We start from the raw sequence: 22,591 nt of genomic DNA, 5'->3' as shown, positions 1-22,591 counted from the left end.
ACATCAAGAAAATGTTTCCTAGAACAATACATGCAGTTACACTTGAAGGTTTTCTAATAAAGTTAACTCTGTTTGTGTTTGGACTCCAATTAAACAAATCAATTAACTAGCAACTTGAATTATCTAATAAATCAGCTATTTTTCCTTTTTTCAGGTTAATTATACTATTTTTATTATCGGTCAACCATCCTACCAACTTATCTTTCGTTAAAGTTGTATTTTTCAATCTCCATTGTATTTCTTCTAATGAGTTTGCTGTAAACAGATCGCGCTCAATAAATTGTTTTTGTATCTCCCCGCTAGCGCGAGCGTCCCGCTCGTGCCCGTAAAGCATCATCAATTAATATCAATTTCCAAAACAGTTTGGTCATTATCTCCATAATTTCTGGCAGAGCTATATTTCCAGTCTATAGGATTCGTTACAAAGCCCGTTTCGACTGGATTGTTATGAATGTAATTTAATTTTTGCTCAAAAACTTTTAAAGACCAGATTTCAATAGGTTTATTGTTTTGCTGCCAAAACTGCCTGAATTTGACGTTGCTGTTTTTCTTTCCGGCTCTTTCAAACATCCATAATATCCATTGGCTCCGCCGAACCACTTCGTTAGGTTTCTTTTCTGCTTTCTTGCGGGTTTTCTTCAATTGCTTTGAGCATTTTTCTGGAAGTAAAGCCTTTAAAGTCTCTTATTAATCCTGAAGGATCTCCGCTTGCCGATCTAAAAATTAAATGAATATGGTTAGGCATGATACAATAACCATAAAGTTCCATAGATTTATGCTTTCTGCAATAATCTAATGACTCAGTTATGTTAGCAAAATATTCGTCTCTTGTAAATACATCTATCCAGTAAACCGTAGCAAAACTTATAAAGTATGCTCCTGTTTTTTCTCCAAACTTGTATTTTCTGCTCATTTATTTTTTTTGAGCTAATGTAATAAATACTTCTCTTTTATGAGCAGGACGGTTTTAAGTTAAGGAATACTTTGTGTACACGAGCATGATGCTCGCGCCAGCGTGGGGTAGTTTTGAGTTACTGTAAAAGATATACTTTGTGTTCACGAGCATGATGCTCGCGCCAGCGGGGGTTGCATGTATTTCATTCTCAAAAATTTCTGCCCATTTTTTGCCTTTACTATCAACTAAAACAAGTTTGCCGTCAAGCTTTTTAATTGTCCAGGTACTTGGTAATTGTTTTGTGATTTCAAGCAGTTCAGCTAACCTTTTAGAGCCCAATGTTTTTTCAAGGTCTTCAAGTACTTGTTTGTCAAGATTCTCCCTCTGGCTCTCGTTTGCAACGAGTGCCTACTTAACTTAAAAGATAAATCGTAGCGTTTGCAACGCGGCTGTATTAAATACATTACCATAAAGGTTCAATATTTACGTTACAAAAAACAGTGTTGTCTTCTTCATAATTTCTATAACTACTATTTACATAATCTCGTTCATAAAAAACAATTTCTGCTTCAATTGGATTAGAATGGATGTAGTTTACACGTTGTTCTATTTTTTCCAAAGTATCTAAGATAACGGGATGAAATCCATCTTTCCACAATTTATAATTTTTAGCTCTTCCTGATTTTTGAGCTTCAAAACTAAATTTTTTTAATAACCATTCTCTCCTGCTTTCTGGATGTTCTTGTATTGCTTCTATTAATTTTTTAGAGGTATACTTTTTAAAATCACGTATAACATTTTGCAGTTCCCCATCAAATGAATATGACTTGTCATATAGACATAGGCATGTACACTCAATCCTTTTTCCTTGATGCAATAATTCAAAGATTCATCTAAGATATTGCAATAAACGGGACGGACAAATATATCAACCCAATCAACAACAGTAATGGTAATAAAAGTGGGCACTGTACTATCAATGACTTTGTATTTTTCAGACATTCTTTTTTTTTTAATATATTGATTTTAAAAGAAAAGTAATAAAAAAAACAGGAATATACTTGCTTTAAAATTACTCCTGTTTTAGTTAACCGCGTTGCAAACGCTACGAGATGTTTTTACAAGGTAAGTAGGCACTCGTTGCAAACGAGTACCAGAGGGGGTTATTAGTTGTCTAAGTATTTGGATAGTTTGTTTTTGTCCTGAACTACCAAATCTGATAAGTTTGATATATTTATTCCATTTGTGTTTCCTGCGGATTTAGCCATGATGTCTTGGAAATCTTTTCCGAAATTCCTGCGTAAAATATCTTTAAAAGTTTCACTTTTAACCGTTCTAAAAAATTCGGTTAAATTATCAATGTTAGCAATATCAAGATGTTGAGAGTCTGTCAGTAGTTTAGCATAAAATTTATCATTTAATTGATATTTTACAATCTCAATCTTTGAATTATTTAATTTAAATCTAAGCTTGTGAACAAGTTTAATGGTATCATTATTGGTCGGAATAATAGAATTAACAAGTTCATTTTTATATTGATTTTTAATTTTTGGATCATTGTATAATCTTTCTTTTTTTCCATATTCAGAAAAAACGGCATTTTCGAATATAAAAGTCTGTAGAGTTTTATTTGATATTGTTACATTATTACCATTTTTGTTATAGTTTAAACCAACTTTTGGATTCCATATTCTTTCATCCTCAATTTTTCGTTTTTCAATAGTAGTCAATGCTTGATAATTATCGAATAATAAATCAAAATCAACATATTGATATCTTGAGGATTTGTTTTTCATTGGATTTGAAGAATTAGGAGCTAAAATATCGAGTAAAAAGGAATTGTTTAGATTTGTCAGACACATACTAATTTTTACCTGGTTTGCTAAGTTGTATATATACCATCTGCCACCCTCATTTGTTAGTGATAAAAAATTTACAATTTGAAATGGAACACCTTCGAAAGTAAAGGAAAACTTTACGTACGCCATAGACTTATTATTATATTCGAATTTGTAAATGTTCTCAATTTCGACATAATTTTTTTCCTTATCTAGACTTTTTAACTTATCAAAATGCTCCTGATCTCTTGAAATGGTCAATAATGAGTCTTTATAATCGCTTTTTGCCCATTCCAGAGTGTTTGCCGAGAAATAAGATTGTATAACACCCTCAATTGAACTATAATCTATTTCATTTGGAGAGTTTACTAATTTTAGTTTTTTTGGTTTCAAAGCTGTATAATCAAAAGTCTTTACCGAATTGTATTCTAAAACCACTCCATTGGCATCATTTACCTGGCTGTAAAATACACTAGTTGAGAATATAAAAGTTAGAAGTATTATTAAATTATTGTTCATTTTTTATTTTTCATTTTTAAAATTAATAAGTACAGAATCAAAAATATTGATATAAAGAATAAGACAGGATCTATAAAGTATGTTAATCCTAATGTTAAAGCACTATCCGGTTTTTCTATGAATAAAAAGTGACTGGATAGATTTGAATGATATACAATTATTTTATTCGGTTTTATTTTTGCGTAGTCTTTTCGTTCATTAAGATACGGATATACACTATTAGACAATGTTATTTGCGCAGTTTCATTATTAGAACTTAATATGCCTTTATATACTATAGATGTAGAGGTTGTTCCAGAATGTGAAGCAGGGTCATTTGAACTAACTAAAAGAGTATCACGGACTATTCCTCCTTTAACACATAAAAAAGAATAACTCGTTTTAAACTTTGGAAAATTATATGTTAATTCAATAATTAAATAAAAGCTTGAATAGATAATGATAAGATAAATAATAAATTTTTTCATGTTTTTTTAGTTTGTGTTTGGTTCTACAATTTGAATGTGATATAGTTTTCCTTTTTCATATTTTAGTCCTGCAACGTTTACATATCCGTTAAAAAGGACATCCATGGCTACGCCTTCGCTAAAAAACTTACTATTGATCTTTCCATCAAAATATCCAAATCTAAAGATTTCGGCTTTTGCAATTCCAGATGCTTCTCCGCCGAATGAAAAATACTCATTATTTTCAAAAGCTTTAATTTCACCTATCACGCCAAGATCCATATTAAATTTAACTATTGCAGGATTGAGTGATTCACTATATTTGCTTTTGTTTGTTTCGACATATTTTTTTTGTATCCCGGTGTATTTTATTTCTCCAGCGGATGACGCGGTAGCATCAATTCTTATTTCGATTTTGAGTGATTCTGTAACCCAGCTTGGCGTTCCCGGAAAATAAGCCAAAGGATTTGGGTTCCACTTCATTAGTGTAGCAGTTCCTTTTAAACCAATTTCAACACCAGTTTTTATTTCTGTTTGTCTATAATATAAGCGAGAATCTTCATCTTCAACGTTTTTGGCTTCGGTAGATCCTACAGCAAAATCTGCATAAAACGAAATATTACCACTACTTCTCTCATTCTTTTTAAGGAGTTTAATTCCAGGTATTTTTTCTATAATTTTAGTAGTTTTAGCCATTAAAGATTTCCATTTAAGAAACTCTTCAAGAACTTTAAAATTACTAGTTGAACTTGAAAATCCACCTTTTATAATATTTTCATCAACCCATTTTACATATACGTCTTTTGTTGTTATTTCAGGAGAACCTGAAATATTTGTAAATTTAGAATCTAAAACTTTATTATCATCAGCAAGACGAATTTTAATTTGTGTTGTTCCGTCTTTATTTTCATCTGCGACATCATTAATTTTCCATTTTATATAATCTTTTGGAATTTTTTTAAGATCTGTTTGACTTAAAACAGCCTTTATTTCCGTATTTCTGTGGTCAGTTTTTCCAGGTCTGTTTACATAATATAGTGTTTGCCCAGCATTTGCTATCCTGGTTTTTGGAGTTTTTATAGAATTTGGTATATGAGTAGCTGTTAATTTATCTTGTGTAAATTTTTCAACAACTTTTTCAATCTCCACTCGTACTTTTGGATTGCCTTCAACACTCGTCGCTTCTGCTTGTAAATCCTGTTTTAATAAATTATATGCAATAGTATTATCTTCAATTGGTAAACTATTCTTAGGAGTACTACCATTATAACCACGAACCATTTTTTGTTGGCCAGGTTCGTAAATACTGTAAGTAACTTTTGCATCACTTGGTAGAGTTTTCATTTCAAAGATTTCTTCCATATAGCGTCTATATGGTATTTTGATTCGACCACCATTATAATATTTTTGTCCTTTGTATTCTATATAATAACCATTTTCTGTTACAGTTCCATTACTTGGAGTTGTCTTAGACGGCTCTCTGGTCTCATTTTTTACAGGAGTAGTATCTTTTATTGGAGGAGGTGTAGGTAATGGTTCGTCTACATCTACAACAGTAATAGGATTATATTCAATTGGAGTTTCTGAAGGAGGTGTTGGATTATTAGGCTCAACAGTTTCTTCTTTTTCAGCAGCATCTACTTCTTCTTGTGTTGGTTTTGGCCCGAAAATAGATTCCATAATAGGATCGTATTCTTCTGAAATATCATCAGCCAATTTATCTATATCCAGCATTTTGTCCCAGTTACCTTCATCATAACTGGCAACAATCTCACCTGAAATCAGTTTAAAATCGGTATTGACTCCAATATTGGTAAAAGTAATTTTGATACGGGAAAATTGACCAATATTGATTTTTTCTCCACCAAGAGCATCGGCAGCATCAATCAGTTTTCTGAATTTCTCAAGGAAAGGCAGCGTTACATAACCGTCTCCGGTAAAGGTTCCGTTGCTTCCCGTACTGTGAAGAACCACAATAGGGAAGTCACCTGCCGTAACCACATCATTCGGGAAAAGTTCTGGTAACGGATTTTTATTGGCTAAATCCTTAGGATCCGGTTGAATACCACAACCCTGAAACGCAATTTCATCTCTGACAAGGGTTGTAAATTCTTTGATGGTGCTGTGAGTGTATTTGCCAACATCGCAGGATGCACCAACAGTATACTCATAAGTTGCATTTGGTTTTAAATTACTTATCGTGATGTTTTCTCTCGGGGTAACGAGTTTATACCATTCTGAATCTGCATTTTTTTCACGGTAATTTACCTCATAATCATAATTATCAATATTACCGCTCCAGGTTATTTTGGCCTGATTTTCACTAACTCCAGAAGTTGTGATGACAAGTGGGGCAGTACAAAAAGTTTCGTAATCAAAAGAAAAGATTTCGCTGTAACCATTATTCTTAAAAACACCTATTTCTTCAGCTCCAAAAATAGCCTTTGCCTTGATGCGCCATGCGTATTTTTTGCCCGGAAGCAGCTGAGGTTCACTAACCCCGTATTGCAGTGTGGTGTTTCTGGTAGTGGTAGTGTATAATGGAGGAGAATAAGCAAATGCGTTTTGTACAGGTGTGTATTTGTCCCAGATTTCGACTATCGAAAATTCATATTCTACATTGCTTACATTGACACTTCCGGGCGTCCAGCTGAAAATAATGTTCTGAATATTTTGCTGCATAAAAGAAGCATTATTGGAAGGCAGGTTTAGAAATGGAGGTTGGTTCTGAAAAATAATAGTACTGGTTGCGGTTTTTTGGGAGAGTTTTCTACCTGTAGCAAAATCATATACCTCTACATAAATATTGTAAGCACCATCCGGCAAAGGCTGTGCATATTGATAAGGAGTTAGCCCCAGTAGATTCTGATACTCGAAGTAAGGAGCCAGATCCACATTGGTTAACTGTAACGGAACCCCTCCTTCGAGATACAACGGACGTGCTCCTGTTACAAAATCATTTGTACTGAAAGAAATTTTGTTGCCCTGAAAATAAATTTTCAGTTTTACCTGTCTGCTGGAGATGGTCAAATCGTTTAAGACCAGCTGAATTTTTATTGGGCTGTTAATAGTTGTGGCATCTGCATAATGGCTCAGATAAATAGGAGAGGGCTGTGTAATTTGTGTAGATACCGATATAGGAAAGGTCTGTGCATAGGTTCCAACTCCAATGAGGGAACTCAACAGTAATAAGTACAGGTGTAATTTTTTCAGCATTTTGGGTAATTGAGGTTTATCCATTATTTTGTTATTTATAGCGTGCGGACTGCTTTTATTTTTGAATGTATTTTAAATCGATTTCATCATTTGAAGTGTTTTTAATCGCAAGATCATGATAAAACGGAATTATTTTTATTTCGATGGCATTGACTATTTCTGCTGCATTTTTCTTTTCTTTTATTAATTTAAAAATCCCGTCAATTGTTTGCTCGCTAAACGCTGCTGCATTTTCGTTTTGCTGTATTTCTTTTGCAGGTGTTTTTGCGGCTAATGCCATTTCATTAAGCATCCATCGGTGGTTTTTTAGCTGGTTGCGGCTGTTGTCGCTCCTTTCTACCAGTTTCAGATACGAATTGTAACTGTTTTTGTTGGCAGCATCAGCTTCATTTACCCCGTGCATCGGATGACCGTTTACCCTCCCGAGGGTTGCTACATAAACATTTTCAAGACTTTCGTCCCTTTGTTTCATGTCAGTTTCCAGTTTTTGGAAAGCCTCAACAAAATAGTTATTGTATTTTTCTAAAGTCTCTTTTTCTGTTGAGTAGGCGTCCAGATAATCCAGAACTTTTTCTTTTAAATCCTTGTCATCTGGAGTAAGGCTGGCAAGTGTGATTAAATGTTCTAAACTGGCTGTCGATTCTGTTGGCAAAGGATGAAGAACAGATTGTTTCTCTTTCAGTTGTGCAATAATCTGATCTCTTGTTCCTTCGAACAGCTGATCTTTGAAATTGATTTTTAAAACAGGATCAGCAGTTTTTTTCTCTGTTGCCGCTTCGGTTTCAGGCACCCTTTTCGGACGCAATTTTATTTTATCAAACGAATAAGTATAAGAAAGGGTAGCGGTTAAATCATTATTTTTTTGAGAAGCCGAATTACTAAATAAAGAAATTACACCCATATTAAAATTATGATTTTGAAGATAGATGTAAGATCCGTTAAGCCTGAAGTTTAAAATATCGTTTTGTTTATCACCGTTGGCGTAACTGGTATTGTAGCTTGTTGAGGCATTGGCAGTCAGTTTTTTATCAAAAAACAGTTTTGAAGCCCCGATGGTTGGTCCGATAATAAAGCTGTTCCCTGAACCGGTGTTTCCGTAAGTGTTGTTTATGGATCCGGTAAAGTTCATGTCCTTTTCGGGATAGCCAATCATATATGACACCCCCGAATTGTAATAGGTAGAAGCACCTCCCTCTATTGTTCTGCCTTCCTGTTGGTTTATGGCGTCCTGCATAGAAAAATTAGCACTTAAAGCTCTTTTTAAATGTTTGTCATTTTTTAATAAATAATTGATGTTCAAAGAAGCATTCTGGTTTACCTGTCTGAAATTTAAAGTATCCAGATATTCATAATCAGAAGTCTGGTTGATGTAGTCAAACTGGTTTCTGCTGTTGGTATAGGATTGAAAATTTGAATAGTTTACACTGAGGTTTAATTTTTCATTAGGTCTGTAATCCGCATTAATGGAGGAGACCAGACGTTTCATCTGACTTTGTTTTTGCTTGTCAAGGTTGTCTTTTTGAAGTCCCAGATTTAAGGCTAATGAAACTTTGTCTTTCAAGATGTTTTGAGTTGCATTTACGGTAATATTTTCTAAATCGTTATTGAAATAATAACCTCCTAAAGTTCTGTAATTAGGATCGATTCTTTCGTAACCCAATCCAAGGGTTCCTTTTCCGGCAGGATAAGTCAATTGACCTTTAAAAGCATCATGGCTGCTTGTCGTACTGTTTTTGTTTAAAAATAAAGAAGAAAGACTACTTCCTTTTCCGTTTCCTTCAGCGCGAGTATCTTCGGTAATACTGCTGTTGGCATATTCCGCAAAAACCTGTAATTTTTTTAAAAGTTTAAAAGAAGATTCAATACTGATGGCAGCATTTTCCTTTGGGGCTACACCTAATCCAAAAGGAATCGGGTTTGATAATGAACTGGCTTCATCTTTTGCTCTAAAAAAGGTCAATCCCAAATTTATTTTTTCAAAAGCGTATGAGGTTTTAAAACCGTATCCTAATCTTTTGTAAGTTGGTACAATATCTGGATAAGCAATATTATATTCGCTGCTTTTTAATAATCGTCCGTACATCGCACTGACTTTAAAATTACCCTGTGGCGTAAGATCGACCCCAACTCCTGAAAATTGATGCCCACTTAATGTATAAGGAGAAAAAGTCATGCTTACATCACCAATATGACCAGTAATCCATTTATATGACGGATGTATACTTAACCTGTTCATCAATACCGGTTTGCCATATCCAAATTTTTGATTGGTGTATGAAAATGAAAAAGGCAAATTGTATAAACCTGCTATATTTAAATTAATGTTTCCGTTTAGGAAAAAACTGAAAGGATCCCTGGCAGCATTTCCTGAATAGAAAACGGAACTGGCAGATGCCCCCCCGCTTACATTAACTAATTTGGCTTTGCCTAATTCCTGTACATTGAAGTTCTGTGAAAAACCAAATGCACTTATAAGAAGCAATGTTGTATTAAATAATAGTTTCTTTAAAATCATTCTTTATCTGCTATGAGCATCAAATACCCGAAAGTTATTTCGCTTTTTGAATTCTTAATTATTATTTGAAATTGATGTTTTGTATTTGATATTAAATTACTGAATGATAATTTTTCTCAGTTTACTGCCTTGCTGGGACTCAAATAGTACAAAGTATAGTCCCGGGGCAAGACCGCCCAAGTTAAAATTGAACATATAATTATCTTGGCCTTCACCTGTTTTAGAATCGATAAGCAGATTGTTGTTCAAATTGTAAACTTTTACACGGGCTGGCATGGCTTTATCCAGAGTTACATCTACGGTAAAAATTCCCTGTGACGGGTTCGGATAAATTTTCAGGTCAAATTTTTTATCAATAATAGTATCATCCGGATCTTCTTCATATTCTCCTTCTGTAACCAGAATTTGTTTGGTCTGAAAAGCGGTACAGTTTCCTTTCTTTGTATTTAAGGTAACATCATACGTTCCAGCCTCGCTAAAACTGATTTCAGCATAATCCTTATTCCTCGTAACAACGTTTGCTTTGGCAGGTAAAACCCATTCGATTTCATCAGCAGCAGGATTACTGATATCTACAATTACAATTTTTTCATTTTTGAATACCTGACTCGATACAGCAAATTCAGCACTGATAGCTGTGTTTTGACTCAATATCTGAATCGTATCTGTTGCCTCACAACCTAATTTATTGGTAACGATTACTGTATAATTGGCAGGTTCAGAAACCGTAATCATTGCTTTGTTGCTTGAGAAACCTTTGTCTGATTTCCACTTGTAGGTTGCCTGGTCATCGTTTATAGTTGCGTTTATAGTCAGGGTCTGTTCCCAGCAAAGGGTTACATCATCGCCAAGGTTTATAATGTCTTTTGGAGGATCTACAATTGTATAATTTCTTGAAATAACACAGCCTTTAGAATCTGTAATAGTTACTGAGTAGTCTCCTGCCTGGGCGTTACTCAAAGTATTTGTTTTTTCACCCGTATTCCATAAATAAGTATACGGCGCAATTCCGGCAGTAGGAGTTACTGTAATTGTTGCATCAGAACCGCCATAGCAGGTTGGTATTTTTATGTTTGCTGAAGCATCCAGATGTGCAGGCGCTGTCAGTGTAATGGTTTTGGTAATGGTACAGCCATGACTATCACTTACAACAACAGAATAATTACCCGGAGGGACGTTTTGGATGCTGGCTGTTTTAGCTCCGGTATTCCAGGCATAATTATAAGGTTGGGTTCCTCCGGTAGGGGTAGCATTAATAGTCCAGTCATTAAAATCTCCGCAAAGCACGTAGTCTGAGGTTAATGAATTGGCTAAAACAGCAGGTTCGGTAACCGCTAAAATCTGACTTGTAGCTTTATTGCCGTTAGAATCGGTAGCAATTACAAAATAAGAACCTCTGCCAATACCATTTAAAATAGCAGTTGATGCCAGTGCTGTTGGATTTCCGTTTTCAAACCACTGATAGGTATAAGAATCGCCGGCTTTTAAGAATCCGCCTGTGGTAGTTGGTTTTAAACTTCCGTTTTTATCTCCATTACACAAAATAACATTTTGAACCGCAATAACGGTTTCCAGCAATAGAGGTTCTGTTACTTCTAATAATGGAGAAGTCAGTTCACAGCCTTTTAAATCTGAAACGACGACGTAATATTTGCCTGCAGCTAAGTTTGTCGCTGTATTTGTATTTTGGCTGATATTAGTATTATCACTTTTAAACCATTTATAAGTATAGCTGCCATTGCCACCCTGAGCAGTAATAGTAGCAGATCCGTTGCTGAGACCTTTTCCGGTAGCAGGAGTTGTACTGGCAGTAATGCTTAATGCTGTTGGAGCAGTAATTTTGATAATAGCGTTTAGACTTTCACACCCCTGTGAATCTTTTACATAAATGGTATAGTCTCCTTCGGCTAAATCTGAAATAGTAGTATTTGCTACATTAGTGAAACTTTGCCAGTCTTTAACTAATATTCCTTTATTAAAATAACGATAACTGAAATTTCCATTTCCTCCTGAAGCTGTCAGTGTAATTTTTCCGTTACTGTCTCCTAAGCATTTTACAGGTTCTTGCGTTGTAGTGAATGCTAACGGATCCGGCTGAGTGACAATAATTGTGTTACTTGTCACTTCCACCTTTTTGGAATCTTTTACTACAGCATAATAATTGCCCGGTTTTACATTCAAAAGAATATCATTGTCCTCGTTGACTAATAAAGCATTATTTCTGTACCATGAATATTTTTTCTGCCCATATCCGCCATCTGCATTTATTTTTATAATAGCATTATTGGCATCATAACAACTTATATTTTGAGTTTGGTTTACACTAATGGTTAATGGATTATCCCTGAAATCAAAGTCTGTATATTTTGTACAACCTGTGTCATCTTTAGCGGAGATATAATAATGATCTTTAACCAGCCCTGTGAAATCTGCAGTTTTTAAAGAACTATCAGAAATCGTTTTTAGTATTATTTCAGTTCCTGAAGTATTTTTTGTATAAAACTTATATTCATAATTTGGTTTTCCTCCCGTAACTTCAAAATGTAGTGTACCATCATTACCATTTAGTGCAGTAGGATTTGTGTAAGTTATTTTATCGATATCAAATTTAAAATCATCAGGTTGTGTGATTGCAATATCTTCGAGAATACCAATACAATGAACAGCATCGCTGGCATTATAATTTGCATCACGGACCTCAACAGCATAAATGCCTGCATACAGTTGGTTTAATGCGGTAGGAGTAAAGTTTTCGTAGATATTGGTTACTGTATTTTTTTTCTTCCATTGGTAGGTATATTCAGGGGCAGTCGTAAGCGGAGTTCCGCCTGATACGGAAATAGTTATTGAACCATCCTTATCTCCAAAACAGTTAACGTTGGTTTTCGAAACTAAAGAAACTACAATTGGTGTAGGCTGAGTAAAAAGTACATCAACAGTATTTGAATCAACTCCGCTTATGTCAGTAGCAGTAAGGGTGTACTCACCATCAGCAATATTGGTAAAACTAGCAATATTTCCGCTAATCGAGTTAACAGCTCCGCTAGTTTTATTCTTCAATTTATAAGTATAAACTCTGTCCGCCTGATTCTGATTGTAAGTCGCTCCTCCCGTTGCTGTGGCTTCTAATGAACCGAATAAACCGTTGCATTTTGAATTCTGATGTGTTTCGGTAAGAACAGGTTTTGCAGGCTGGTCAATTGTGTAAACACCCGAAGCTGTACAACCGCTCGCATCGGTTACCAAAACGCTATAAGTTCCCGCAGCTGCATTTATTAAATTTGGGCTATTGGTTCCCACTACAGCATCTGAGTTGTTTTTCCATTGGTAATTATATCCGATAGTACCTCCTGAAGCCGTTATTGCTATTTTTCCGGTGGTCAGGCCAAAACCTGTAGCAGGGGTTACAGTACTGTTTGCAATGTATACGGATGCTGAAGGTTCGGTAATTGTAATAGTTTGCTCAGTCTGACAACCATTGGTATCCCTTACTTTTATTGTATATAACCCTTCGGCTAATCCTGTCACAATTGCATTTTGGCTGTCGGCTGTTCCTCCATTACTAATGATTGTGTATGGTTTGATTCCTCCTGAAATGTTCAGCCTTATAATACCATTATTACCTTCAAAACAGGATACATTTTGTGTAGTATAAGTAAAAGCTAATTGGTCCGGTTCAGTGATAGTAAAGGTATTGGTACCAAAAAGGGTATTGCTATTGGCATCCTTAACGGTAACAACATAATTACCTGCACCTAAATTAGATGCTTTTGAAGTCGTTGACTCTGCTAAAATTGTCTCAGTTGAAGTATATTTTGTTCCCGTTGTTATGTTACGCCACTCAAAACTGTATTCTTTAACACCACCTTTTACTATAATGGTATATTCTCCGGAAAGATTTCCCCTGCAGGCTATGTCTGTAAAAGGAGTCTGGGTTAAACTAACCACTTCTAATTTGTCAGGCTGGTTAACAGTATAGTCAATTTCCGGAAGTGTACAGTTATTGGCATCTTTTACAAGTAAATGATACACACCTGCAGCTAAACCGGTAATTGAAGATCCGGTACCAATTATCGTTGCCGATGCATCTTTACGCCATTGATAAGTATAATTTGGGGTTCCGCCGGAAACGGTAACAGATATACTTCCGTCAGCGGTTTCAAAACCCTTCAGATGAACAGGTCCAGGGCTTGAAACTTGTAGTGGGGCAGCAGGTTGTGTGATTGTAGCAGGCTGGTTTAGAGTAGCAGTACATCCGTGCCCAACGGCATCGGTAACAATAACATTGTATTCGCCTTTTTCAAGCTGATTTAAATTACCTGTATAGATCACACCATCTTTAGTCCATTGCTGTGTGTAAGGAGCAGTTCCTCCCTCAATAGCAATTTCGATAGCTCCGGTTGCGGCACCATGGCATAAAACATTGGTTTGTTTGGCAAGTGATACTTTTAATACGTCAGGCTGTGTTAATTTAAAATTGAGTTGTTGTGCAGTAGCAAATGGTCCCGGCTCAGGGTTTGCACTATCTGTTACATAAACGCTGTAGTCGCCAAATCCTATAGCTGGGAGGCTCGATGAATTTTCCCCGGATAGTGTGACCCCATTCTTTTCCCATCTATACTTATAAGGAGCAACTCCCCCTGTAACTTCTGCGACCAGCCTGCCATTAGAATCTCCATTACACTTAATAAATGCAGATTCTTTTATAGTAACTTCCAGTTTAGGTTGCTCATTAACAGTGAAAGTGTATGGAGTTGACAAACATAATTCTTTATCAGATACAGTTAAGTAATATGTACCCGCTTTTATACCACTTAAATCTCTTGTACTTGCCGAATAACCATTATTGGATGTCCATTGGTAGCTATAATTTCCATTTCCGCCCGATGGGTCAGAAGGAAACAGAATAGATCCCGTACTTTGACCGTTGATAGCAACATCTTTTATTACTGGTGTAGGTATGGTTATTTTTTCGGGCTCAGAAATTACAATACCGCTTAGTGTTTTTTCGCATCCATTTGCATCTGTAACAGCAACATAGTAGGTTCCTTCTGTTAAGCCTGAACGGTCTTTACTTGTTGAGCCATCATTCCATTTGTAACTGTACCCCGGAGTTCCTCCGGAAACATTAATTGCAATCGTCCCACTATTGCCTCCGTGGCAGGATACATTTTGTTGTTGTCCCGGGCTGCTTGTTATGGATAGCTGGTTTAGTGGTTCAGTAATTTCAAATGATTCAGACCAAATGCCGGAAGTATCTGAAAGCAGGGTCACACTATCACCAATTCTTACTTTATAAAATCCTTTAGATAAATCTGTAATTGCAGGATTAGTTTTCCCACTAATTTTATTATAGGTTCCATTTGCAGTACTGCTCTCATACCATTGATAAGTATAATTTTCGTTAGTGTACAATGTGCCACCATTAGCCGTCACTGTTATACTCCCCATACTTGCTGGATCGCCCTTACATAATATATTTACATGTAAAGTTTCAGTAACAATCAATGGTTTTATGGCTATAGGGGTTGGATAATCTACGGAGCAGCCGTTTGCATCAGATACTCTTAATGTATATATGCCATTAAGATTAGTAATTGAGCTTGAAATATATTTGACTTCCGTTTCATTTTCCTTTTTTAGAAAATAGCTGTAACTGCCTGTACCACCTGTAACTGAAAGGTTTAAGGTTCCGTCTAAAGCATTGACTGATGTTGGGGTGGTTTGGGATATTATATCGATTTTTATAATTTCAGGTTCAGAAAATCCTATTTCTATCGGATTCTTTGAAAATGAGCATCCTTTGGCATCGGTAATAGTGTAATAATAAGTTCCTGTTTTGGCAGTTAATATGGTACCATTATTGGTTATTGTTGCTGTAGCGATATTGTCTCCTGTCCAGGCTACAGTATAAGGAGCTGTTCCTTCTGAAACGGTCAATGAAATAGTCCCGGTACCACCTTTGCATAAAATTGGAGAAACTGTTTCAGTAGCTAGAATTTGAGAATTTTGTTTTAATTCTTTTATATAAGGATCGGATAGATTTTTAGAATCAGATACAATAACCATGTAAAAACCAGCTGCTTTGTCGCTAAGTTCTGAATCAGTTTCGCCAAATATCTCACTTTTATTTGCACCTGATTCATCACATTTATACCATGTATAAGTATAATTTCTTGCCTGATTTGTTTCATAAGGGTATCCGCCAGCCGCCTCAGCGTTTAAAGTTCCTTTACCGCCTGGACAGTCTATTATCGAAGGCTCTTTTATTATCACTTCAAGTTTTGCGGGTTGGAATATTTCGAATGAAAAAGCTTCTTTACTTTCGCATAAATTTCCATCAATTGCAGTTATCGTATAAATTCCGGCTCCGAGAGCATTCCAGGGCCAGGATCCGGGGTTGAAAGGCTGATTATCTTTAGTCCAGCTATAAGTATAGGACTCGGTTCCTCCTTTAAATACGATGTCAATAGAGCCATTTGCTGAACCAAATTTTGTTGCATGTTTAATGGTCGGTGTGCCATTAACCACAATAGGGGCAGGATTAACAAAAGTTACCGTTCTTGATCCTTCTGATAAGCCAGAGACAGTAGCCTGAGTTGTTTGAGAGTAACCCAAAAATCTTGTGAAAACCAATAGTAAGAGTAAATATTTTTTCATAGTTTTTATTTTAGGATTATTGCTCGATGCATTTATTGGTATCAGTTACTTTGATGTTGTATTTTTTTAATTCCAAATCTTTTAATTCAACTGTGGTTCTAGTTATGTCAGAAGAATCAAACCGGATTCTTTTAACCTGTGACACCCCATCGATAATTTCAGTTTCTCCGTTTAGATGATCATAATAATAGGGTGGGGTACCGCCACTTGCTTCAATGGTTATATCAACTTTATCGTTATTGCATACTGGATTTTCTGCATTGATTTTAAAAGTGAGGGCTGGGGGGGCGCTATATGTAAAAAAGTTACTAATTTCTAAAGCTCTTGGTTTATCATTTTTATAGGCTACATACTTTATTTGATAATTCGCCTTCGATATTAATGTCACATCGTCAACAGGGAAATAAAAGGTTTTGTTTGTATAAGTAACAGAAGTATTGATTGTTTTTACAGGTGTCCCTGGTGTAATATCATTATACAAAGACATGTCTCTTAATTCTTCACCTTCCTCCAAATCCCTATCAAACGGTATTTTTATTTCAGTGATGTTTTGATAACTGCAATCTGGAGCTTTTACGATAATATCTCCATCAACAACAGGGGCACATTTTAAATATAAAACACCGTAGTCAAGGCTTGCGTAAGTGATATTTCGATAAGGCATACCATGTGGATCAAGATGCGCATTCAGGTCTAATCCTAATTGGAAATAAATAATTTTATTGTAAAAATCTTTGTGATTTAAGCCAATGATTTCATCAATACTAGCGGTTAACTTTGGTGTATTATAGCTGGTGTTCTTTGTTGAGACTCCATTTTTTACTATATATTCGGGAACATTTATCCAGGTTTCTTTGTTATCAATAGAATATTGCCAATGAAATGCCGAAGGAGGGTAATAATTTTCAGCTTCTACAATTGGGTCTTTGTTTGCAATGGTTGCAAATACCTCTAATTGAGCACCAGAACATATTGTATAGTGTGGAGGATTTCCTGAAGTAGATTCAGGTAGCATCGCTGAATTCAAAACTATTTCAGTAGGTTTAAAATAGAGAATTTCACCAGTGCCCCAACATCCATCACTAACAACATCCCCAGATAGTATATTTTGTACAGAGAACTTCATAAATTGGCCTGGATTCCAACCACAAGCACTAATCATGATGTCATCTAATTCAAAGAGTAAATTGTCTGTAGGACTGAGCTGTAATTCATAGTCTTTGTATTCGAACAGGCCATTGTTTTTTTGATAGTATTTATCAATTTGGGAATTTCCAACTTTTAGCGTGTAAGATTCTCCAGCCTGTAGTACGGGATGCCAAGCAAATGTAAATTTATATTTTTGTCCAAATCCATTTATTGAACAAATTAATAAAATTATAAAGTATATTTTCCTCATAAACTAAAGTGTCTTTTCTATGCAGTTATTCTCATCCATTACTTTAATACTATTTACCGCTGTTGGGACTAATCCTTTGATATGATAATAACCATCAGCTTCCTTTACAGGTTTTGGGCTTGTTTTTTCTACACCATCTACATAAAATTTATAGTCACCTGTTCCACCTCTAACATCTATAGACACTTCCACAGGATCATTAGTACATATAGGGTTATCTGCTTTTTTTATTTCAAATTTTAAAGGGGCGGGTTCAGTATACTTGAAATTGAATTCTTTCGGAGAATATAAAACACCTCTCATAATAGGGTTTGAAGCATCATTAGGATTTGGTATTTGTGCCTGATATTTAATCCTGTAGGTATGGCCGTTTTCTAGTTGTTGAAAACTTGTATACGTATATTTTTTTGTATCGTTTGCATATGATATCGGTCCTGGAATCTGCATAAATATTTTAGAATCGTCTTCGATGTCTACAACAGAAAGTGAGGCCAATTGTTCGCCTATTTCAGAATTTAATTCTTCTTTAAAGGTGAATGATAATGATTTTACAATATCACCATTGCAATCAGGACCTTTAAAGGATATATCTGAAACGGTAGGGCCACAAGCATAATATTGGATAGCTATTGGAGATGTAAAAGGTCTATGCTGATTGTATCCAAGTCTAAAATAAATAGTACTAAAATACTTGATTTCATTATTATTAAGATCCTCAATTTTAAAACCCGTCCTAGGCGTATTGTTTTTACTTTCAGGTAAATCTATCCAATTGGAAATTCCATCTAAAGAATATTGCCAGTGATAAGCTTCATCTGGAAATTTATGGGGAGCGATACCAGGTGAAGCCTGAAGAATAATTTCTTCGCCACCACAAATTTCAGAAGTTGCTTTTGAATTTTCTATTGTAACATTTGGTCTAAAATTTGACGTTTGTATATTTACATAACATCCAATTATACTTAAAACTGAACCCTTTATTAATTCAATAGCGGTTCTCTCATCTTTATATATGCTGACACTTTCACATTTAGGCGGTATTTGATAACCTTCGCAAAAAAATGTTGATGACAACTTAAATGTTGTAAGATTGGGTATATCATTGTATGTTTTACTTCCCAAAATAATGTAATCTTCAAAAATGTGCTCATTTAAATACCACCATACTTCGTTACATGCAATAGTTGGTTTCTTGAAAGTAACATCCATTGTATAAGTTTGTCCAAAACCAATTAATCCCACGCAGAAAAATAATAATAAATATATTTTTTTCATAGACTAAAGCGTTTTTTCAATACACCCGTGTTCATCTGTTACTTTTATTTTATAACTTTTTTTGGCATCAGTTATGGGCAAGGTTACAGGTTGGCTTGCACTTCTGCTTACAGTAGTAATATTGTTTGTAGTAGTTGATGTTTCAACTGTCGTAACAGTAAACGGGATTGGAGTACCATCGTCAAGTGAATAATTATATACTCCGGAACCTCCTTTAACGCTTAAGGTAATACCGCCTTCACCATTATGGCATAATGGGTCTGTAGGGGTTATAGAAAAGGAAAGTTCTTCTGGGTCTTGGTATAGGAAAGGTTGTGCCTCAGCCATCGTTCCTTTCGGAACTCCGTTTAATGCTGCTTGATATTCGACAACATACTTTTTGTTATTTTCTAAGGTGTTGTTTGACGTTGGTATTATGAAAGAATATTTGTATTGATCTTTTATGGGATCATAAATAAGATTTTTTATTTCAGGCTGAGAAAATCTAACGGCATCACCGCTTACTTTAGGAAAAGGGACAATTCTAAAAAGCGAAAAAGATTCTCCCGAAACTAAATCCCGGTTAAAATATACGTCAATGCTTGTTACTGCATTTCCATTACATTTTGGTGGAACATATTCTATATTAGTTATTACCGGTGCACCGGGTTTATAAATAATACGATAGGCAGTAGTAAAAGCTCTGTCATCAGGACCATAACCGAGTCTGAAATCAATTGCTCCAAATGGAGCCCAAGGTAAGTCACGCATAGTGAAAATTGGCCTTGGAGTGTTGTTGGTTTTTAATGTGTTTATAACAGTATTAGGAACATCTTCCCAAGACTGGCTTCCTTCTGGACGATATTGCCAGTGGTATACAAAATCGGGGAACGACATGGTAGTATTTACGCTGGGAGTTGATGCTATTAAATCAAAAGTTTCACCTGCTAAAATTTCCGGCGGTGTGTAAACTCCTGTAGCATAAGGATTATATCCGGGTTTGGAAATAACTAAGTCGTTTGGGCGGAAGTTACTTAGTATAATTTGGCCATCTGGAACGTCATCAGCACTATCATAGGCAATACCCCCTGTTACAACTGAACATTCTACACAATAATCACGGTCGTTTGGATCGCTTGCGATATAAGTGGTTGAATTTGACTGGCGGTCATAGCAGTTGGATCCGGCCATTCTGGTCATCGGTATTTTTACAGATAAAAAGTCCTGTGTATCTGCCGTTCCTGATGTATTTTGTGGTTCCCTGTAAGCTTCATAATTCCAGTTAATATATCTTCCCTGAAAAAAAATACGCCCTCTGGATTCACTATAATATCTGTCGCCACCCGGATTATTCCAGGGTTCATTAGCGTAGTCTTTTTTGTAATCGCAATAACCGCAGCTGGGCTCATAAACAGCTCTTCCTGGCGGTTTAGCATCTAAAGTATAAAATGAGTTATCATAATCATAATTCGTAGTAAGAATAAATTCATAATCAATTGCTATTGTTGAAGTAATTTTTTTAGGGGATGATCTGGTGCCTCTGTGGTAATCATCGCCGGCATTTCCAAAATTCCAGGAAAAAACATTAAAAGGTTCCGAAAATCCAGTTGATGTAATAGTGGTATTAGGCTGGCAATATTGTGAATAATAGTTTCCGCACGAATAATACTCCACATCAAAAGTATAAGTAAGCTGTCCAAATGTCCAGTAAGAATTTATAAAAACAAAAAAGAGTAGAAGTTTTTTCATATTCAAATTTATTATGGCAATCTAAAATTTTAAGCTAAAAAAATCCATTTTAGAGGTCCTTCCATCTTTATACACGGCTCTGATACCATATTTGTAAGTGGTATTAATGGTTATAGTTGGATCGGATAAACGTTTTATTTTTCCGGCAAGCACCTGAATAAGCTGAAGAGGTTCTGTATCAGAAGCTTTGTAAATTTCAAAACTGCCCACTTCAGTATTAGGATATTCCCATGATAAGTCGATGGTATTGGTGGTTTTGTTCGCCTGTGCAAAAAAGCCTTTTACAGAAGGTATAACTGAGTATTTAGGAACAAACATAGCTATCTCTGGCGATGGTTTCGAAATCAGGTTGCTCTCATCTTTGGCAAAAATCGCATAACGGTAGGTATTGCCTTCCACAACGGTTTTGTCCTGATACTTTTCTTCCTTGTTTTTGGTGTCCAGAATTAATGTCCAGTCTTTTTGGTCATTTTCTTTTCTGTAAAGATGATGGCTGGCAACGTCCTCGCTCTGACTATTGATCCATTCAAGGAAAACGGATCCTTCTTTTATTGCAAAATGGGTAAAAACAGGTGATGTTGGCGGAATCACATCTGGCTTCTTAAGAATCAGTACTTCTGAAAATGCCGACATATTATAGCGGTTGTCAACAGCAATGATTTTATAATACACTTTGCTGTTTAAGTTTTTAATGATAACCTTATCTGTATAAGAATTAGATTCATGCGGGCTAACGGTTAGTTGGCTGAATTCTTCCTGAGCAGTATTCCCTTTATAAATACGATAGCCAAATAAATCCTTTTCTTTATTAGGAGTCCAGGTTAATTTTACAACTCCGAGACTGTCAATAACGCCTTTTAATCCAACAGGTCTGTCAGGAGGTATAGAATCCACCGGCTGAACAAGCATAGGAAATGAAGTCCTGTTGCTCCCTTGTTTTCCTATGGCGGTAATAGTAAAATAATTGGTTGAAGAAAGTTTATTATACGTAACAGAGCGGTTTTTGGGAGGTATGTTTTTTACAACGGTAGTATAATTTTTATCGTCATTGTCAGAACGGTTTAATTCAAATCCCGAGATTTCGCTGTCGCCTTCTTCCGGGAATTCCCATGATAAGGTAACAGTTGTATCGTCTTTAAATTCCTTAACTCTCAGGTGAGGTACAAATTTTAAAATAGAAGTTCCTTTTCCGGTAATAATTTGAGAATAAGGTCCTAATTCCCCAAACGGAGAAATTCCCTGAATTCGATAACTGTATGGTTTGTTGTTCGCAATAGAATCAACGTAAAAAATACGATTATTATTTGCGTTTTCCTGATTCAGGCTAGTATATGGTTTATCTGTAATTCTTTCAAAAGTTTTTTTGTCAGTTGAACGTTCAATATAGTAACTTCCGTAAACCTGTGACAATGTTTTGAAATTCCAGCTAAGCATACTGCTTTGATCTGTAAAATGAACAGTAAAGTCCATAGGCTGCGGTAATGGCTCATATTCTTTTAAGCTAACGAAAACTCCACCATAATCAATGCTTAGTTCGTTTTCCGGTACATTTGACAATATCCTGTAGGCATATTTTTCATTTAGTTTCACATTTTTGTCTTCAAGGCCAAGACCGGCTTTTTTGGCAATTTCAAAATCCTTATCGGCACTAAATAGGGCAAATGTGAATCGTTGCTCATTTTCTTCAGAAAGATTTACAATGCTTTCAATAGTACTGTTACTGCCACCTTCTACCGCAAAGCTTTCACCATAAAGGGCCTGGGCAATAATAGCGGCATTATCGTTGTTTTCAATAAGTTTTTCCCAAGTTTCGGCAGGTTCCGGCTTAAGCGCCTTTGCTAAAACAACTTTTTCAGGCTGAGATAATGTCTTATTATCGCGGGTTACGGTATATCTTTCTACAGTATAGCCATAAGTGTTTAATTTTTTCCAGGCAATAGGCGTGGTTACAGCCCATCTCAATAAGATTCTGTCTTTTTGTACTCTGGCTATTACTTGTATTTCAGGTTTCTTTTCAGGTGCAACAGTATCTTTTTTACTTTGGGAAAAACTGGTAAAACCTATCATAAAAAGGAATAGGATTGAAAATTGGAATCTCAT

General features: G+C 35.5%; 10 protein-coding genes and 2 pseudogenes. 1 reads left to right on the top strand and 11 read right to left on the bottom strand.

The window, feature by feature from the left end:
* Window positions 1-110: pseudogene (locus AAEO57_RS20905) on the top strand (IS982 family transposase); the annotation flags it as partial.
* 226 nt (window positions 111-336) lie between these two features.
* On the opposite strand, the pseudogene AAEO57_RS19055 reads toward AAEO57_RS20905, so the two are convergent.
* The 11 genes and pseudogenes from AAEO57_RS19055 to AAEO57_RS19005 form a co-directional block, all read right to left on the bottom strand.
* A pseudogene (locus tag AAEO57_RS19055) lies at window positions 337-913 on the bottom strand (REP-associated tyrosine transposase).
* A gap of 445 nt (window positions 914-1,358) precedes the next feature.
* Window positions 1,359-1,772: a hypothetical protein gene (locus tag AAEO57_RS19050; RefSeq protein ID WP_341694625.1), complete on the bottom strand. Its 414-nt coding sequence runs from the start codon at window positions 1,770-1,772 to the stop codon at window positions 1,359-1,361.
* 289 nt (window positions 1,773-2,061) lie between these two features.
* Window positions 2,062-3,252, bottom strand: a complete 1,191-nt coding sequence (locus tag AAEO57_RS19045) for a hypothetical protein (protein ID WP_341694624.1) — start codon at window positions 3,250-3,252, stop codon at window positions 2,062-2,064.
* Window positions 3,249-3,719, bottom strand: a complete 471-nt coding sequence (locus tag AAEO57_RS19040; protein ID WP_341694623.1) for a hypothetical protein — start codon at window positions 3,717-3,719, stop codon at window positions 3,249-3,251. The genes AAEO57_RS19045 and AAEO57_RS19040 overlap by 4 nt, the downstream gene beginning before the upstream one ends.
* Before the next feature lie 6 nt (window positions 3,720-3,725).
* The gene (locus tag AAEO57_RS19035; protein WP_341694622.1) at window positions 3,726-6,938 is read right to left on the bottom strand and encodes a fibronectin type III domain-containing protein; all 3,213 of its coding nucleotides are present in this window, start codon (window positions 6,936-6,938) and stop codon (window positions 3,726-3,728) included.
* A 31-nt stretch (window positions 6,939-6,969) separates the two neighbouring features.
* Complete coding sequence (locus tag AAEO57_RS19030; RefSeq protein WP_341694621.1) at window positions 6,970-9,429, bottom strand: TonB-dependent receptor; 2,460 nt, start codon at window positions 9,427-9,429, stop codon at window positions 6,970-6,972.
* A gap of 96 nt (window positions 9,430-9,525) precedes the next feature.
* Window positions 9,526-16,089, bottom strand: coding sequence for a T9SS type A sorting domain-containing protein (locus tag AAEO57_RS19025; protein ID WP_341694620.1), 6,564 nt, complete (start codon window positions 16,087-16,089; stop codon window positions 9,526-9,528).
* A gap of 16 nt (window positions 16,090-16,105) precedes the next feature.
* Entirely contained in the window at window positions 16,106-17,488 is a 1,383-nt protein-coding gene (locus tag AAEO57_RS19020) for a hypothetical protein (protein ID WP_341694619.1), read from the bottom strand.
* 3 nt (window positions 17,489-17,491) lie between these two features.
* Window positions 17,492-18,763 carry a hypothetical protein gene (locus AAEO57_RS19015; RefSeq protein WP_341694618.1) on the bottom strand — a complete coding sequence of 424 codons (1,272 nt, stop codon included), beginning with the start codon at window positions 18,761-18,763 and terminating at the stop codon, window positions 17,492-17,494.
* Between the two features lie 3 nt (window positions 18,764-18,766).
* Window positions 18,767-20,491, bottom strand: coding sequence for a SprB repeat-containing protein (locus AAEO57_RS19010; RefSeq protein WP_341694617.1), 1,725 nt, complete (start codon window positions 20,489-20,491; stop codon window positions 18,767-18,769).
* Window positions 20,492-20,512: 21 nt separating this feature from the next.
* Entirely contained in the window at window positions 20,513-22,591 is a 2,079-nt protein-coding gene (locus AAEO57_RS19005) for a fibronectin type III domain-containing protein (RefSeq protein WP_341694616.1), read from the bottom strand.

Source organism: Flavobacterium calami, assembly GCF_038290035.1.
Classification (GTDB): domain Bacteria; phylum Bacteroidota; class Bacteroidia; order Flavobacteriales; family Flavobacteriaceae; genus Flavobacterium; species Flavobacterium calami.
The sequence above is the reverse complement of the archived record's forward strand: the minus strand, read 5'-3'. Positions and strand labels throughout refer to the sequence as shown.

What these genes read in the sequence shown, in the direction of transcription:
- AAEO57_RS19045 (WP_341694624.1), bottom strand. Translation starts at nt 3,252, where the DNA reads ATGAACAATAATTTAATAATACTTCTAACTTTTATATTCTCAACTAGT.
- AAEO57_RS19040 (WP_341694623.1), bottom strand. Translation starts at nt 3,719, where the DNA reads ATGAAAAAATTTATTATTTATCTTATCATTATCTATTCAAGCTTTTAT.
- AAEO57_RS19035 (WP_341694622.1), bottom strand. Translation starts at nt 6,938, where the DNA reads ATGGATAAACCTCAATTACCCAAAATGCTGAAAAAATTACACCTGTAC.
- AAEO57_RS19030 (WP_341694621.1), bottom strand. Translation starts at nt 9,429, where the DNA reads ATGATTTTAAAGAAACTATTATTTAATACAACATTGCTTCTTATAAGT.
- AAEO57_RS19025 (WP_341694620.1), bottom strand. Translation starts at nt 16,089, where the DNA reads ATGAAAAAATATTTACTCTTACTATTGGTTTTCACAAGATTTTTGGGT.
- AAEO57_RS19020 (WP_341694619.1), bottom strand. Translation starts at nt 17,488, where the DNA reads ATGAGGAAAATATACTTTATAATTTTATTAATTTGTTCAATAAATGGA.
- AAEO57_RS19015 (WP_341694618.1), bottom strand. Translation starts at nt 18,763, where the DNA reads ATGAAAAAAATATATTTATTATTATTTTTCTGCGTGGGATTAATTGGT.
- AAEO57_RS19010 (WP_341694617.1), bottom strand. Translation starts at nt 20,491, where the DNA reads ATGAAAAAACTTCTACTCTTTTTTGTTTTTATAAATTCTTACTGGACA.
- AAEO57_RS19005 (WP_341694616.1), bottom strand. Translation starts at nt 22,591, where the DNA reads ATGAGATTCCAATTTTCAATCCTATTCCTTTTTATGATAGGTTTTACC.